Source organism: Paenibacillus turicensis (assembly GCF_050461185.1).
GTDB classification, from domain to species: domain Bacteria; phylum Bacillota; class Bacilli; order Paenibacillales; family Paenibacillaceae; genus Fontibacillus; species Fontibacillus turicensis_A.
The window spans coordinates 1-17341 of the sequence record NZ_JBCMOR010000018.1; the positions used below are offsets into that span (position 1 = coordinate 1).

Annotated in this window: 17 protein-coding genes and 1 pseudogene; 1 reads left to right on the forward strand and 17 read right to left on the reverse strand. The window is 39.0% G+C overall.

The window, feature by feature from the left end; all coding sequences use genetic code 11:
- Positions 1-293: 293 nt before the first annotated feature.
- From ABE099_RS19065 to ABE099_RS19135, 15 genes are all read right to left on the reverse strand, one after another.
- Complete coding sequence (locus tag ABE099_RS19065; RefSeq protein WP_430032934.1) at positions 294-1178, reverse strand: nucleotidyltransferase-like protein; 885 nt, start codon at positions 1176-1178, stop codon at positions 294-296.
- A 200-nt stretch (positions 1179-1378) separates the two neighbouring features.
- Positions 1379-3097: a glycosyl hydrolase family 18 protein gene (locus tag ABE099_RS19070; protein WP_430032936.1), complete on the reverse strand. Its 1719-nt coding sequence runs from the start codon at positions 3095-3097 to the stop codon at positions 1379-1381.
- 212 nt (positions 3098-3309) lie between these two features.
- A complete protein-coding gene (perR, locus tag ABE099_RS19075; protein ID WP_280921150.1) occupies positions 3310-3744 on the reverse strand; it encodes a peroxide-responsive transcriptional repressor PerR in 435 nt (144 codons plus the stop codon).
- Between the two features lie 92 nt (positions 3745-3836).
- Entirely contained in the window at positions 3837-5669 is a 1833-nt protein-coding gene (locus ABE099_RS19080) for a DUF4097 family beta strand repeat-containing protein (RefSeq protein ID WP_430032939.1), read from the reverse strand.
- A 143-nt stretch (positions 5670-5812) separates the two neighbouring features.
- Positions 5813-6328 (reverse strand): GNAT family N-acetyltransferase, encoded by a 516-nt coding sequence (locus ABE099_RS19085; RefSeq protein WP_430032941.1) that lies wholly within the window; start codon positions 6326-6328, stop codon positions 5813-5815.
- A 2-nt stretch (positions 6329-6330) separates the two neighbouring features.
- On the reverse strand, positions 6331-7770 hold the full coding sequence (gene gatB, locus ABE099_RS19090; RefSeq protein ID WP_430032943.1) for an Asp-tRNA(Asn)/Glu-tRNA(Gln) amidotransferase subunit GatB: 1440 nt from the start codon (positions 7768-7770) through the stop codon (positions 6331-6333).
- Positions 7771-7811: 41 nt separating this feature from the next.
- On the reverse strand, positions 7812-9266 hold the full coding sequence (gatA, locus tag ABE099_RS19095; protein ID WP_430032946.1) for an Asp-tRNA(Asn)/Glu-tRNA(Gln) amidotransferase subunit GatA: 1455 nt from the start codon (positions 9264-9266) through the stop codon (positions 7812-7814).
- 30 nt (positions 9267-9296) lie between these two features.
- Complete coding sequence (gene gatC, locus ABE099_RS19100) at positions 9297-9584, reverse strand: Asp-tRNA(Asn)/Glu-tRNA(Gln) amidotransferase subunit GatC (RefSeq protein WP_210089974.1); 288 nt, start codon at positions 9582-9584, stop codon at positions 9297-9299.
- Between the two features lie 198 nt (positions 9585-9782).
- Positions 9783-10166 (reverse strand): ATPase, encoded by a 384-nt coding sequence (locus ABE099_RS19105; protein ID WP_430032948.1) that lies wholly within the window; start codon positions 10164-10166, stop codon positions 9783-9785.
- Between the two features lie 101 nt (positions 10167-10267).
- Complete coding sequence (locus ABE099_RS19110) at positions 10268-10489, reverse strand: hypothetical protein (protein ID WP_430032949.1); 222 nt, start codon at positions 10487-10489, stop codon at positions 10268-10270.
- A 29-nt stretch (positions 10490-10518) separates the two neighbouring features.
- Positions 10519-11004 carry a hypothetical protein gene (locus ABE099_RS19115; protein WP_430032951.1) on the reverse strand — a complete coding sequence of 162 codons (486 nt, stop codon included), beginning with the start codon at positions 11002-11004 and terminating at the stop codon, positions 10519-10521.
- Between the two features lie 181 nt (positions 11005-11185).
- Positions 11186-11452 (reverse strand): hypothetical protein, encoded by a 267-nt coding sequence (locus ABE099_RS19120; protein WP_430032953.1) that lies wholly within the window; start codon positions 11450-11452, stop codon positions 11186-11188.
- Between the two features lie 206 nt (positions 11453-11658).
- Entirely contained in the window at positions 11659-12285 is a 627-nt protein-coding gene (locus ABE099_RS19125) for an MBL fold metallo-hydrolase (protein ID WP_430032955.1), read from the reverse strand.
- A gap of 4 nt (positions 12286-12289) precedes the next feature.
- Positions 12290-12856 carry a thioredoxin family protein gene (locus ABE099_RS19130; protein WP_430032957.1) on the reverse strand — a complete coding sequence of 189 codons (567 nt, stop codon included), beginning with the start codon at positions 12854-12856 and terminating at the stop codon, positions 12290-12292.
- A gap of 4 nt (positions 12857-12860) precedes the next feature.
- On the reverse strand, positions 12861-13469 hold the full coding sequence (locus ABE099_RS19135; protein ID WP_430032959.1) for a DedA family protein: 609 nt from the start codon (positions 13467-13469) through the stop codon (positions 12861-12863).
- A 144-nt stretch (positions 13470-13613) separates the two neighbouring features.
- On the opposite strand from ABE099_RS19135, the gene ABE099_RS19140 reads away from it, so the two are divergent.
- Positions 13614-13925 carry a dehydrogenase gene (locus tag ABE099_RS19140; protein ID WP_430033140.1) on the forward strand — a complete coding sequence of 104 codons (312 nt, stop codon included), beginning with the start codon at positions 13614-13616 and terminating at the stop codon, positions 13923-13925.
- Positions 13926-14784: 859 nt separating this feature from the next.
- Here the strand turns inward: ABE099_RS19140 and ABE099_RS19145 are convergent.
- A pseudogene (locus tag ABE099_RS19145) lies at positions 14785-16071 on the reverse strand (hypothetical protein); the annotation flags it as partial.
- Between the two features lie 93 nt (positions 16072-16164).
- Complete coding sequence (locus ABE099_RS19150) at positions 16165-17340, reverse strand: class I SAM-dependent methyltransferase (protein ID WP_430032961.1); 1176 nt, start codon at positions 17338-17340, stop codon at positions 16165-16167.
- Position 17341: the final 1 nt, after the last annotated feature.

A 17341-nucleotide genomic window follows, 5' to 3' on the forward strand; every position in this document is an offset into this window, starting at 1 on the left:
GAATTCCACTTTCGTGAAATTCGCTCACTCGTTGTTTAGTTTTCAAAGATCAATTCACTCTTTTTTTATCGTCGCATCTCTCAGCGGCGACTCTTATAATATAACACATGCATCTCTTTTAAGTCAACAACTTTTTTAATTTTATTTTTTCTTATTTAAAATTAAATCTGATCTTTTTAAAAGGGACGAGTTATAATTTATCACGTTTAACTAAGAACAGTCAAGCATTTTTATAATTATTTTAGAAATAAATTATATTAGATATGATTGCTCGCGCCCAGCACCTTACCAAATTATTTAACCTTATATTTCATTGTATACTCTGAGGTAACAAAACCTTTTGAATTTAAAGGTTCTTGAACGATGATGCATCGCTGAATTAATAAATTGATTAACACTGGAAGATCTTCTTTTATATATTGGAGTTCTTCTAAATGCGTTAATTGCTCCATTGTCCAGCCAGCTCTTTTTTGACTTAAAACCTTTAGTAATGGTCGACTGCATTCTGTCATTTTTGAGGTTACTGAAAATTCAATCGCAAGTAAAGCCAACTGAATCCGTTGTTCTAGCGTTTCAGTGCTATAAAGAAGCTCCTCAAACAATTTACAGGCTGTTGAGTTCATACCACTAAGCTGATCCCATACATGAACACTTGGTAGTTCCCCACTCATCTCAATTAGCTCAATTGCTGCAAAATGCTTTAAAGCATGAATCAGATTGTAATAAGTGTCCATCAATACTCGGTGTTCTTCCCCTAACTTCGCTTGTACATAAAAATGAGCTAGTCTCGAAAACTCTTTAAGCTTTCGACTCTCCTGCCATTCTTCCTCTAGGGTTGCCACCTGTGTATAAAACAATGATAACTCACCTTCAATATCCCAAATAATTTCTCCCTTTAAAAAATAGTACATTAGCTCTTGCTGTTGGCCAGTAATAATCCACTGCTTTATTTGGGTAAGTGTAACATATAAAATTTGATATTGTGTACTGTGATTATAGTAATGTTCCACCGACACCCTTTCCTCGAATGGTGCGCGACATACAACAATAACAAGCAACTGCCCATCTTGTAGTAAAGGACTATGTTTGAATTTTTCTTGAGGGCGATACGCGATGGCACCAATCACTTGACTATCCGCTTCATCTTCACGGACAAAAGAAAAAAATGCTGGCTCCACAATACACCTTCCTCTTTATGACATAAATTACAAAATATCGAAATGCAATGTCCAATGCAGTATAGTATAGTTCTACGTAGTAGCTAACTTTCCTGCTCTGTTTTAACAAAAAATATATTAGAGAAACATAAAAAATAACTTCATTCCAAAAAGAGAGGTCTTTCATCCCTCAATATTGAAATGAAGTTATTTTAGTTAAATTACTCAGATATTGTTTTTAGCACTTCCCAAGCTTCATTGGAGCCAAAACTGCGTGTCCAAGTTGCTACACCAGCTAAATTCAATGATTTTATTAGTTTTACCCGAGCCTCAAGTGACTTTTTATCCTCTAACCAAATCTTTTTCGTAGCTCCATCTTCTTGGTATTCTACATAATTTTGTCCGACATCTTCTAAAAATTTTGGCTTAAGCTTATTTGTTTTTACAATTTCTTGCGCTTTGCTCATTCCAATCGCTTTGGAGCTTACTTTCGTTTCTCCCTCTTTTTGTGTCTCTGTCCACACTCTAGTATAGAGCGGAACACCCATAATTAATTTATCAGCTGGAATTTCGTCGTCTTTTATAATTTTATTAATTGCAGCTTCTGTCCAAGGCAATGAAGCAACAGAACCCGCTTTGGGGCTTGCAGCCCAGTGCTCATCATAAGCCATCACAATTACATAATCGACAACTTTACTTAGCGCACGTCGATCTAAAAATGCTGACCACATTTCACTGTTGGATTTAGGGGTAACGTCAATACTAACAACCAGACCTTGCTCCTGCGCTAAAGGCCACAGTTCTCTCATAAATTGATTGAGATTTTCTTTGTCTTTGGTGTGTACATTTTCATAATCGATATTAATCCCATCAAGATTGTATAACTTAGCATAATGTAGCATTTGCAAAATTGTTGTGATACGCTTCTCAAATGTACTTAGCGCCTCTGTAGTCAAATCGGGATCAAAACTATTATTAAATAACCCCCACACTTGCATGTTTCGACCATGCGCCCATGTCACGTAATTACGATCTGCTTTACTTTTTACGTTTCCATCGCCATCCACTAAAGAAAACCACGTTGGACTAACTACATTAACGCCAGGCAATGCTCCAATAGAAGAAGTTTTAGGTGGTGCTTGGTAAACAGCCTCCCATGTTAAATTCACTTTTCGGGATTTCCACTTTTCCTTCCCAGCGGATAGCTGTTGCTCTAGCATAGGGACAGTTTTTTTATCTCCAAGATTAATTTTATTGTTCTGTACATAACCTGCATATCCATTGTCTAACTGAGCATATACCCAATCGCCCTCATCCTTTAATACACGCAGCTGATTTCCCGAAGGGATATCATACAAAATAGGCTCATGAATGCTAGCCCCTTTACGCATGGGAACCGTGTCTTTCCCACCACCCTCAATTTTTCCGGTTTGAACAACTTCACCAGGCTGATACAACAATACAGCACCTGAAGCATCCTGCTTAATTTCAGTTCCATACAGTTCTGTAATCAAATCTGCAGGCAAATATACTACATCCTTAACCACTTCAGGCGCAAAGCGAAGCTGCATCGGTTTATTATTTACTGTAGCTAACTTGTCCTCTGGTTTAAGCAACACGAGCTTACGTTGCGTTGTTATTATAACTGAACCACTTTTTTGCTCATATTTAATATTGTTATCTACAGCTTCTTGTAGAACAGGTAGTGGTAGTTTTAGGTTATCCTTCTCCCCAATTGCAGTACCTTTCATTAATTCATCTTGAACAAAAATAGGTTTATCATATTTCCCTTTCCAATCTGGATCTATATGCTTCCAATTTGGTACGTATTGTGTAAAAGCCCAGTATGCTCCTGCGCAAAGAATGAGAAGTAATACAAACCTTTTAAACTTCCCGCCTTTTTTTCTGCTTATATTAGTGTTACTACGTCTAGTTTTCAATCTACTACCTCCAACATATAAATCTATTAATTTTATTCAATCCTAGTAAACTCAAAAATTGCAAGAATCAAATTAAAACCACTATTCAAAAATAACGTGAAGAATCCTACAGGAATCCTCACGTTATTTTAATTATCAATACGAAATAGTTGATATAAATGTTTCATCAATACATTTGGTAAGTAAAGGGCATACTCAGTTTGAGCATTAGTTTATTCAACGTTGCTCTCAGTGCATTCCGCACAAACACCATGTAACTCTAAACGATGTCCATGTACAGTAAAACCAGTAGCCTCTGCAGCCTTCTTCTCCACCTCTTCAAGTGAAGGGTAATGGAAATCTTTAATTTTACCGCATTTTTCACAAACAATATGATAATGGTTGCTGACATCAGCATCAAATCGACTAGAGTTATCTCCATATGTCAATTCGCGCACCAAGCCAGCCTCAATAAACATTTTTAAATTGTTATAGACAGTCGCAACACTCATATTCGGAAATCTTGGTTCTAGGGAACGATAAATTTCGTCCGCCGTAGGATGCCCCATAGATTCCAGCAAATAGCACAAAATAGCATGGCGTTGTGGCGTAATACGGACACCGTTATTTTTTAGTTGTTCCAGTGCATGTTGTACTCGCGTACTCATCATGTCCACCGCCTTTTTTAGTTTAACTGTTAAACTATTTAGTTTAATTGTACGGTTACGACATTTCCTTTGTCAATGCGAGCATGACGTGCTTAGTTTTTATTCACGTATACATCGCTATTTCCTTCTATTTTAAGACTATATTCTCCGTCGCCACTTGTGCCTTTAAGGACTTTATTTTCAATAGTAAAAGGTAAATCGGAAATAATATTCCCATAACTGCTTGAAGCCTCTAGCGTGTAGCTTCCTTGCTCAGGAATACGTAAATGAAGCTCTCCAACAGCACTATATACGTTCCAGTCTCCACCTATTTCCTTCGTAGAAAGGGTAAGTGAACCATTAAGTGATTCCGCGTGTAGCTTACTAAGTGCACCATCTAAAGTAATATTCCCATTACGAGTAGTGACATCCACGTCACCTTCAGCACCTACCAAAGAAATATTACCAACAAAAGTAGATAAAACTGCATTCCCAGAAATTCTACTTCCCTTCATACTCCCACCTTGAGTATCTACTTTGACATCTCCAAAAATACGATAAAGCTCTACCGTTCCATTTAATGTCTTCGCAGTAACATCTCCAATAACATCCCATAATTTTAGGTTCCCATTTCCTGTTTGTAGCTTCACTTCTTTTAGTGCTTGTGCTCCAGTTAAAGCAATCGCCCCATTAGAAGTACTAATATCTAGATCTAGGAATTTATTTTCAGGGACAGTAATACTGATATTCACTTTTGGATGCCGTCTTCCCGACTCTCCATAAGTCTGATCTTTAACTACTAAGCGTAAAGATGTGCCTTCTGTTATATCAAGCTTGGTAGCTTCTGCAATACCTTTTGCTTTTTCAGCATCTATTCCATCTACCCAAACCGTTGCTTTTACTATGACACCTTCAATTTGAGCCTTTTTAACTTCGATATTTCCATTTATTGCATCAACAATAATTTTATCATTCTCTAAGTCAACAGGAATTGTAGTAGCCTCTAGATCATACTTAAATCCTTCTTCATTACTGTATTCTGTTGCTGCGGCTGCTAGATCTAAGCTAACTCGATTCCAAAGGTGCATGTAATGATCCTGCTGTGTGACAACAAACACAGACGCAGCGGTGACAAGCGCCAATACGATTCCTTTTATATCAACACGAATTTTGCGCTTTCCTTTTTGTTTATACTTTCGATTCCATATCGTTACGATAATATGCTCTATACCCAAGCTAGCTATAATCACTGGCCACCATGTGAGCATCAGCAACATGCTATCGTATGTCGTTAAGCTCTCTATGATTAATAAGATACCTACAGCCAAAAATAATAACGCAGCAGTAAGGCGCCCTGTACGTAAAAACTTACGCGTAACTTCTGTGAAAATGAGCAATAATGCAACAAGGATCAATATAATTGCAACGGTCATCCCGCCTTGATTTGCAATATAAGTTTGTAACCAATAAGGCTTTTCGCGAAAGACAAATACAATCGCCCCGCCCAAAATAAGCATAAGTCCTGCTGTCATTGCTTTGCGAAGGCTATTTCCAAACAGCACTCTACCTGCTCTGGATGTGTAAGTACGCTGCTGCCCGATCGAGCTATTAATAAGATCTGTGGATTGCATCACATCGTACAAGCTATAAAAATAAGCTATAGGTACAACTAATCCTAACAGTATTAATAAGGGAACATTAATGCCAACCCGAACCGATGAGAAGTATATTAAAGCCGATATATCTAAAATAAGAAAATAAATAATGGCAGCGCCTCTCAAAAACATACGTAAATACATATGACCCAAACCAGGGAAAAGAGCAGATAATAAGCAAGCAATAAGCTTACGCTTGCGCCTACGTGGTTGATAGCCTTTAGGATTATCTTTTGTTGTTGCTGGTTTCAAGGCTTGATCTTCCTTAGTAGCAGGCATAAAATCTGGCATCCTCATCCCTCCATTTAATATTTATTATAATAACCTAAACGAATAGGTGTTGTAACCTGTAATGTATAGACAGCAAACCCAGTACCTAAAAGGGACTGGGTTGTAATATCTTGGTTAGTTAAGGTTAGCTGTCTAGTGTTGAATTAAATTCTTTCTAATAGGTAACGGATCAACCGAACACCAGACTCCACCACATACGATTCTCTTTGCTTAAATCCAAAGGATTGATATAACGAAACTGCAGGTTTATTTTGCGCGCCTGCTATCACCTCAATATCCATATTAGGATAAGCATCAATAATATATTGAACTAACGAGCGCCCAATGCCTTGACGCAAATAGTCGTTATGCACCATAAGGCGATAAATTTTAATCGTACGAGGTGGTTGGTTTCCCCTATTATCTCTTGGATTAGAAGCGGATATGTTAAGCGAATGATGAGGAACTAAAGAAACGGCAATTGCCCCCCTTAGCTCTTCTTTATCATCCATCCACCCATAGTAGCTTTGCGTGCTGTTTCGAATTGAATCAAAGGTATCCGCCAGCGGAGGATACTCCTGTAACCCAAGTGCTACCGCCTCTAGACGGTATGCGATATGCTGCAGATGCCACAATTGCTCTACGGCATCAGCATTTTGTAACGATAATGGAACAATCATATTTAGCTCTTTAATGCTTCAACTAGTAGCTTATTGGCAAGTCCAGGATTTGCTTTACCTTTACTCCGTTTCATGACTTGTCCAACTAGGAAGCCAATCGCTTTTTCTTTTCCTGCTTTATAGTCCTCTACCGAAGCTGGGTTATCTGCAATAACCTCATTTACGATTGCCAAAATTGCACCTTCATCACTAATCTGCACAAGACCTTGCTCTTCAACAACTTGAGCAGGTAATTTCCCACTTGTTAGCATTTCTTTAAATACAGTTTTAGCAATTTTCGAACTAATTGTGCCCTTTTCAATTAAGCCAATCATTTCGCCTAAGCCCTGACCTGTCAGCTTCACTTCAGCTAATTGTTGTCCAGTACTATTAAGGTGACCTAACAAATCACCCATAATCCAGTTAGCCACGGATTTAGCATCTTCAGTATACTTTAAGCTATTTTCAAATAGATCAGCAATTTCCTTTGATGAGGTAATAACGGAGGCGTCATAGCTAGGTAACCCAAACTCCTCCGTATAACGTGCCTTACGCGCATCCGGTAGCTCTGGAATCGAAGCACGAATGCGATCCTTCCAAGCTTGGTCAATGTGTAAGGTTACTAAATCTGGATCTGGGAAGTAACGATAATCGTGCGCTTCTTCTTTGCCACGCATAGAAAAAGTTTTACCTTGAGCTTCATCCCATCTACGTGTTTCTTGTACAACTTGTCCACCATCATCTAAAATTTCAGCTTGACGATATTGTTCATATTCTAATCCACGTAATACACCGCGGAAGGAGTTCATATTTTTAAGCTCAGCGCGAATTCCGAATTCCTTTTGCCCAGCAGGACGTAAACTGATGTTAGCATCACAACGCATGGAGCCTTCTTCCATCTTCACATCAGATACATCACAATATTGCATAATTGCCCGCATTTTTTCTAAATAAGCTTTTGCTTCTTCTGGGGAAGAAATCTCTGGCTCGGATACAATTTCGATAAGCGGCGTACCTACGCGATTGAAGTCTACAAGAGAAGCAAACCCACCATCAATATGAGTTAACTTACCTGCATCCTCTTCTAAGTGTAGACGAGTTATTCCGATACGTTTCGTTTTCCCATCTACCTCAATATCTATATAACCGTTTAAACCAATGGGTTGGTCAAATTGAGAAATCTGATACGCCTTTGGTGAGTCAGGGTAAAAGTAGTTTTTCCGATCAAATTTACTCACGTCACCAATTTCACAGTTCAAAGCCATTGCCGCTTTCATTGCATAATCTACCGCTTGCTTATTTAGCACTGGCAACACGCCTGGATGTCCTAAACAAACTGGACATGTATGACTATTTGGTGGAGCGCCAAACTCAGTAGAGCAACCGCAAAAAATCTTTGTATTTGTATGCAGCTCCACATGCACTTCCAAGCCGATTACTGTTTCATATTTGGATGTTGACATAGTGTTCCTCCTGCTTTCCTTAATAAATCCCTACTTAGATTTTAAAGTGATGGACGATGCTTATGATGGTCGGTATGCGCTTCAAAAGCATGTGCAACTTTAAGTACAGTACTTTCATCAAATGATTTACCAATAATTTGCAAGCCAATCGGTAAGCCTTCTGCCAACCCACAAGGAATGCTAAGTGCAGGTACACCTGCCAAACTGACTGGTATCGTTAAAATATCATTTAAATACATCGTTAATGGGTCATCCACCTGTGAGCCAAGAGCAAAAGCTGTAGTTGGTGCTGTAGGTCCAATAATGACATCATATTTCTCAAATGTCTGATCAAAATCACGTTTAATTAAGGTACGAACCTTTTGAGCTTTCAAATAATAAGCATCATAATAACCTGAGCTTAACGCATATGTGCCTAACATAATACGGCGTTTTACTTCAGGACCAAAACCTTTACTACGGGAATCATGATACAAATCAAGCAAGCTACCATTGTTATCTACACGCACTCCATAACGTACACCATCAAAACGTGATAGGTTAGAGGATGCTTCAGAGGAAGCAAGCAAATAATATGCAGCAACTGCATATTCGGTATGTGGTAAGGAAACCTCTTCCCATACGGCACCTAAACCTTCAAGTACAGACAACGCATCAAGCACAGCTTGCTTCACTGAAGGATCTACGCCATCAAGGTACTCCTTAGGCACAGCGATTTTCAGACCTTTAACATCACCAGTTAATGCACTTCTATAATCAGGAATATTTACTTTTGCTGAGGTTGAATCCTTTTCATCATATCCTGCAATCGCTTGAAGCACATAAGCTGCATCTTCTACATTTCTTGTAATCGGTCCGATTTGATCTAGAGAGGAAGCAAATGCAACCAAACCATAACGAGACACAAGCCCATAAGTAGGCTTAAGCCCCACTACACCACAATAAGAAGCAGGTTGACGGATCGATCCACCTGTATCGGAACCTAAAGTGAAATAAGCTTCACCCGCAGCAACTGCAGCTGCCGAACCACCACTTGAACCCCCAGGTACTCGAGTCAAATCCCAAGGATTACGTACAGGATGGAAGCTTGAATTTTCATTAGAGCCACCCATGGCGAACTCGTCCATATTTAGCTTACCTAAAGTTACAGTGTCCGCTTGTTTTAATCTAGCTACAGCAGTAGCATCATAAATCGGGTCATAATTGGACAAAAATTGACTCGCACACGTTGTACGCAAGCCCTCGGTTACCATGTTATCCTTAATACCTACAGGCAAGCCAAATAACAAGCCTTGGTCTGCACCAGAAGCAAGTTTTGCATCTAGTTTAGCAGCCTGAGCTTTTGCTCCCTCTTCATTTAGGGTGAGGTAAGCCCCCACACGATCATCATACTTAGCAATCGCTCTAAAATAATGCTCCATCAGTTCAGTTACAGATAACTGCTTGCTTTTAAACTGATTATGTAAGTCCTGTAATGATAGTTCTGACAAGGTCACACATATGCCCTCCTTTTTAATTTGTTATTACTATTCAAGTACTGCTGGCACTTTAAATTGTCCGTCTTCTTCCTCAGGTGCATTACGGAATACTTTTTCTTGAGGTAAGCTTTCCTTCACAACATCCTCACGCATCACATTAGATAGGTGCAATACATGTGTTGTTGGTTCTACATCGTCAGTATTTAGCTCATTTAATTTATCCGCATATTGCAAAATTGCATTAAGTTGTCCCGTAAAAGTCTCACGCTCTTCCTCACTTAAATTTAAGCGAGCAAGCTTAGCTACATACTCGACATCTTTGACTTGAATACTCATCTTCATTTTCCTCCTTGCTCCATCTGTTTTCTCACCTTTAATTACCGTTCATTCTAACATGAATTTGTCCGAAGTAAAAATGAGTTTATGTTTTTTAATACTGCCTTATATTTCAAAAAACGGCTGAATTATCCCTCACTTGGGATAACACAACCGTTAAGGTAAGCACCACTTTTATATCTTACTTACGCAGAGGGCTTAAATCCAAGCGCGTAAATTAACCTGCTTAATAAATTCAGCCTGTGACATTACTTCCTGTGTTGGTTCATCAGCATGATCAGTTTCTTCCTTCTCCCCATTCATGATGAAATGGAATAACTGTTCATTATGAGTCGCTAGAGCGTAATCTATTAATGCCGCTTGAGTGTGGCGCTCTATTTCTTGTTCTATCAAAAGCTCTTCTGATTCGACATCACTTGATGGAACAACATAGTTGCGTCCTGTTTTCGGAGCCCGAATAACATAATCAAAAGCATTATCAGGATTACGATCATAAGCAATTAAATACCCATATTCCCCAACAGGAAGATTTTGCTCAAAAGCATCATCGACGATAACAACTCTTTCTCCTAATGGTAGCATCGTCTACCTCCCTGATATTTAATATAGTTGAATAAAATAAGTTATTTTATAATCCTACTAAATGGGGAATGGTTGGTCAAGGCGTTTTGAATAGATTGTAATTAAAAACTAGCATTAATTTGATCTACTAGATCATAGTAGGTCTGCCCAGTCGCTGTCGCGTATAGTGAAATTAAAAACACAATACCAGCAGCAATCAAATACAAGGGTCTAAACTGAAAGCCAAGCCCTCTCTTTTTATTACGATAATAAAAAACGATGTTAAAAATAAGATAACCACACGTAATAAGTCCAATTAAATAGGTAATTAATTCTGGTGTCATCACAATCTCCCTCTCTAATCTTTCTATATTTACGTTAAACCTACACGTTTACGTAATGCTTCATATTCTTCACGTTGACCATAGCTTAACTGATATTCAGAGCTCCCAGGTAAATCCTCTGCCAAGGTTTGAACTGTAAAAATGTGCTTACCTGCATCATCGTGGAATAAATAATTAGTTCCAACTGAAGCATAAGGTTTAGCCTTAATTTGTTCTAACGTAAAATCACCAACAAATTGAAGTTCAGAATCATCAGGCAAATAACTATATACTGTAATTGGTCCGCTATGAGGATGAAAGACTAATACATAGGAGTAAAATGTTGTTGTGCGAATTAACATCACGTTTTCCTTCGTAAAATGGCCATTAACAAATATTTTGCTAGATAAGTCTACACCTTTTTCCAATAAAAGCGCTCTTAATTCATTTTTTAGTTCTAAATCTTCTTCGGCACGTAGCCCACTGTCGTTATATTGCTTTAATCGAATATTATAAAATACACAATATCCAATCACCCCAGCAACAACTATGATAATCCAAAAAATAAGACATCCATCCCTTCGTCAACTTGGAATAATTTTCAAATTTATTCCGGACGTCATATCAATAACCAGATTGAACATAGCTTGAAACAGAGGTTTGAAATTTTTATTAATTTGTTAAAACGAAGCTGTTTTATGTATCCAAACATATTACTTAATCGCGATACTGCTCTAACCTTCTGTACCAAGGCTGACATATTCCACAATGGTTCCTTTTTACATGTCCCCAAGTCATGGCTCTGTCGTCTTTCCCTTGTCGCTTTTCTTGTCTATCTTGTCTGTCCTGTCCTTCCACTTCTCTTACTATAATCCCCTCTAACGATTGCTTTGCACGCTCATACATCCCTTCCCTTACTTCATTGCAATTAGACGTTTGTAATTTTGAACCAGAATCGCACAAATACTTGATTTGCTTTTTCATTTTCATTCCTCCTCCTTAATATGAGCCTAGGGTGTGTCTACCCTAAAAAAGGCAAAAAAAAGAACGCAAACCGGGACTAATTCCACAGCTTGCGTGCTTCGCGTAGTTAGAAAAACATGAAATTGATTCAAATTAAATATTAAATTAAATTAATTATAATCCTAACAGAGCGCGCTTCACTTGTCTAGCTTATTTCGACAAAAAGCTTAACGAATATACGGATTATTTGCCTTTTCGTAACCAATTGTCGTTTTTGGACCATGTCCTGGATATACAACGACTTCGTCCGACAGCTTAAATAGCTTGCCACGAATGGAGTTATAAAGGTCTGCTTCACGTCCCCCCGGGAGGTCTGTACGACCAACGCCTAGGCGGAACAATACATCGCCACCAAACAAATGATTGCCACATAATAAGCTTACGCTGCCAGGAGAATGCCCAGGGGTGTGATAAATCTTGAATTTCTCACCAACAAACGTAACCGTCTGCCCTTCCTGCAAATCATATTCCGCCGCTTCTGTAGCAATTGGTTCTGTCACATCAGGCCACATCAATGAACCATTAAGCTTCGGGGTGGTGAGCCATTCGCTTTCCAGAGGGTGTAAATAAACAGGGCACTTCTTTAATTTACGAATTTGATCTACACCTGCAATATGATCAAAGTGTGCATGTGTAAGTACAATCGCTTCGATATCCATATTTTCAATTCTTCTAATTAAAGCATTTGGATTACTGCCTGGATCGATAATAATCGCTGTATTTTCCTTTTCACCTTGAAGTAAATACGCATTAGTCTGTAAAGGCCCTAAACAAAATGTTTCAACTTTTAACATGAGCTTAAAATCCCGAGAGTAATTCACGTAGCTCAGTAACTACAGATGAATGAACTCCACCCTTTTCGTCATATTTTGCTACCATTTGTTTGCGTAATTCCATCATTTTATCATTATAATCCGCTGCTTCACGATCGGGATTGTCTTGTTTAAATTGAATCATAAGCTCTTGTACATGAGCAGGACGAGGGCCCCAGCGACCAAGAACATGGCCACCTGAATCTGCGATAATAACTACAGGAACGGAACGACCACCTAACGTTAAGAAGTCATCCATTAGGTCCTGATGTTGTTCTACAATAAAGACCTCAGTGTCAAGGTTAGCAACCTCAAGCGCCTGAAAAACAACGGGAATACTGCGAAGCGCATCGCCACACCAATCCGCAGTAAGGATTAAAACCTTGAGATCATCACGGTAATTTAAGCTTTCAAAAAATTGCTTATCATCTTCATTTGCCCACGAAAAGCCGTTGTAATTCTCGATAAAAGCATCTTTATTTTTGGTCATTCCTTCTATAAATGCTTTAGGGGAAATCCCTTTACCTAACTTATTTGCTACCGAAGCTGCCATTTTATTACTCTCCTTTCCGTTTTGAGCCAAACCATTTAATGAGGAAATATACGACTAATAAAGCTAAAGCGCATAATAAAATTGGAACAATATAAGGTTGTGCAATATGTTTTATATCCTTCCATTTATCACCCAAGCTTACTCCTAACCAGACAAACAGTATGGACCATGGAATGACGGCAAGCGTTGTCAACCAAGTAAATTTCCACAAGGGCATTTTAGCAATCCCTGCGGGTATTGAAATTGCGTGTCTTACAACTGGAATAAATCTAGCTGTGAAGATAACGCCTGGACCGTATTTATTAAACCATTCCTCAGAATGATCGATATGCTTTTTCGAGATCAAAATGTATTTTCCATACTTCTCAAGTACAGGTCGACCCCCGTATCGTCCGATCCAGTAAATAAAGAGTTGCGCTAACACACCCCCGACCACACCAAAAAAGACTGCACCAACAAAGTTAATTTGACCTGAAGATACAAGATAACCGCCGTATGCAAGAACAATTTCACTCGGAATGACCTCGATCATTAATCCGATCATAATGCCAAAGTAACCCAAATGCTGAATCCATTCAAACAACACAGCTATAATATTTGAAATCCATTCCACCGTTTAGCCCTCTCCCTATAAATCTTTTTGTACCAGTTTATTCTACCATAGGCAGGGACATGCATCTAGTTTTGCTAGAGACAAAGGTTACCGAGTCATATCCACCTGCATATTCTACATAAAGAGGAGGTGGGTATATTGACCATAAAACATAACAATAAGCACGAAAAGGGTTCACTCCCCTCGGCACGAAAAATTCGTAGAGGCTGTAACAAAGAATTGTATCGTACCATAAAGCGACTGAACACGTATATTCCTGAGGAGCTTATCCAGCAAGGAGAGGATTTGTATTATAAAAAGGTCATTCAAAATTTAATCTGGATCGCAGAAAATCAGAGTAACCGTAAAGTGTTAGCGGATTGGTGGGAGGAAGCTGTTGCAGGCGAGCTAGCCCAGCTATGGAACGTGGAGGAAAGTAAGCTCGTGCTCTCCTTTCGTCAAGCCTTTGGTGGCTAAGTGTAGAGCTAGCGGAGACGAAGTAAGTAGCTAATTGACGCCCCCACATCTGAGCCTCCTGTACCATTCCAAATTTACGATCATTTTTAAATGCAGGCTGCTGTATTGAATGCTGAACTAATCGACGATAATCCAAGTATAAACGATATCCTTCCTTTGCTACCTCTGCGGCTGCCTGCTGTTTTCCACTATGCTCTAAGGATGCTGATAATAGGGCGATTTGAGCCAAAGCTTCTACTTGTGCATGAGCGCTATATGGATTTAAGCGTGCAGATTGGATCAGCGCTTGGGTTGCCTTTGGTTGTTGTCTAGCGGCTTGGGCTTGACCAAGCAGTAGCCATAGCTCTCCATTTTGGCGATCGTAATAAATACTTTGTGATAACAACTGCTCTGCTTGTGATAGAGGCAACTTTTTTGCTAGGGAAATTGTAAGCTCACTACGATAAGGAGCTACACGAAGTGCGGATTGTATGTATTGTATGGATTGTGTGGTTAAAGAAGTGCTTTTCAAAAGTGGGAACGCAAGTCCGAGGCTAACTAACAATACAATGCAAAGTAGGCTCCCACTCAAAGGAGCAAGGATTCCGGCAGATAATCCTCGGAAACTAGGTAGCAACCTTTTGTTATATCCCTTTTTAACATATAGATCAATATTCTCAATGTTCTCTTGCTTCATAGTTGAACGTTCTGCCAAATGTAAGCCGATAAGAAGGAATAGTGCTAACCACACTATGGTATAACGTAGATCAAAATCAATGATAGAATGCAGTATTATAGCAGAGCACGCTGGCAGAAGGTAAGAACGTCTCTTCCACATGCTATAAATCAGAAGGCTAAGTCCGAGCAGGACAACAAATAGACCTATCACCCCAATATTGAGTAACAAGTCCACATAACCACTATGCACCTCTTTACCCACATAAGCCGAACTTTGCACATAATAAACCATGCTTCGCCAAGCTCCGCCCCCATATCCAAACCATGGACTCCCCTTCCATAACTGCAAGGCATCCTTATACATCAAAAATCTTGCGAAGCCTGTATCCATGTTCATTAAGGAAGGATAAAGATTCAACACGACTATAGGGGTGGCGATTACACCCATTAATAAAGCAAAACCCTTGCTAAATTTCGCGAATCGCTGAATTTTCTGAATTTTCCAAACTTTAGATCGATAGTAAATAAATTTTCCAATCCCCACTTCTCCCCCATAACACCACAGTAATACGGACAAGGTAATGATCAGTAGGTGAGCAATACCAGCTTGTGTGACTGGCAATACATTAACTTGAATCAACGGTTTTGCAACAAGTAATGCTCCTATTCCTAAGCTAAAGGTATATAAAACGTAACGTAATAAAGCTTCGCCTTTTAACAGTAAAAAACCAACGCCCCAGCCTAAGAGTAGAACGGAAAAAGCCCCTCTTGACCCTGTCAGAAGCAAGCAAACACATCCCCATAAGCATAATACAAGCTGAGTAGGTCTGCTTAGAAATGAAAGACCCATTAGCTTTTTGCCATATTTATTGTGAAATCTATGTTGATCCTTAACATTATTAATACTTAACAACATTAGTTTCTCTAAAGTTATCGCTACCATTAATGCACCAAATGTGTTTGGGTATTGTAGCACCCCACCTAATCTAGTTGCCATTCTTGGATCATTTGCATTTTGCCAAAGAGCATGAGGAATACTCCATAAGCCATAAACAACACCTATTGCACTTATAAGTGCGACTGCTCCTAAGCTAAACCAACTCAAATAAAGAACTTTCAGACCACTAGAATGATGTAAGAGTTTAACCATGACAAAGCAAAAGGCAGTGTAAAAGGCAAACTGCACAATAAATTCAATCTGTGCTTTCATATGAATAGGGGAAAAAAATAATTGCAAACAGCCTATACATGTTACGACTGATGGCATGACCCAAAGCGTGGACTTAACAGGGTTTACATTTGACGAAGATTCTAATTCAATACCCTCTAAGTTTTTTCGTAAACACAAAAATATGGCAAAGAGAATCCAAATGCACATCATAAAAAGGGGTGTAGGTCGATCAATATAAAACCAGCCCTGCTCCATATAGGCTACAATCACTGTCATAGGAACTAATACATATAAAATATTTTTCCAATTTGGAGCCATATCCAGCACGCACTCCCTTCTTATTTATAATAAAAAAAACACTACCCCTACTAGCATATAAGCTAGTGTTGGCAGTGCTCGTCTAATCCAAACCTATTCATTTTTGGGCAATAAATCAATACATGCCTTTTCCAAATAAGGAGATACATGAAGAAACTCACGAAACGCTGAATATCGTTGCCACAACTGCTGTTGCTCACTTGCTTGGCGTTTTGTTTTAATGGCACGAATCATAATGTTTTTAGGGGTATGCTCCATGTCAATAAACTCTAACAGTTGGGTACGATATCCCATAATATCAAGCAATTGAGCACGTATGCTGTCTGTTGCCAAAGCAGAAAAACGTTCCTTCAAAATACCTTGCTCAAGCATCGGGGCTAAAATGTCATTACTCACTTGTGAAAAAAGCTCATGCTGACAGCATGGCACAGACAAAATAACGGAAGCATCCCAGCGTATTGCCTTCTCTAAGGCGGCATCTGTAGCGGTATCACACGCATGGAGAGTTACGACCATATCCACTTGCTCAAGCTCATTATAATTAGCGATATCTCCAACTAAAAAGCGCAATGTATCGTAGTTCAAGCGATTGGCAAGCTGGTTACAATGCTCAATGACATCGGCTTTTAAATCAAGACCAACGATTCTCAAATTACGACGCTGCTCCACCTTTAAATAATGATAAAGCGCAAAGGTCAAATAAGACTTCCCACAACCAAAATCTAAAATCGTGATCGGACGATCAGACGGTAAGTGAGGAAGCACGTCCTGAATCATTTCGAGGAATCGATTAATTTGCTTAAACTTATCGTATTTTTTAGCTAAAACCTTGCCTTCTCCATTCATTATTCCTAGCTCTACTAAAAAAGGAACTGGCTTGCCTTCCTCCAGAATGTATTGCTTTTGACGATTATGTGCATACCCAACTCTTTTTTTGGTTGGTGACTTTGTAAGAATGGATACTTTGTACTTTTTGCTAATGAGTACCTGATAATCTGCCTCCTCGGTGCATAGCAATGCTTGACGGAATGTATTCGTAAATAATTCCATCAATACATCTACCGCTTCAGCCACACTTACATTTTCATGGTGAACTTTATTACTTGAGTGATAAGCAAACTGGTAATGTAATGTTTTTTTTATTTCAACAGGCTTAATCAAAACTTTGGTATAAGTCAGCCCTTCTGATTTACGAAGTTGACTTAACGTGCCTGTAATCAGGACTTCATCTTGTATGATTTGCTCCATTAATGCTCTTAATGACTCCATT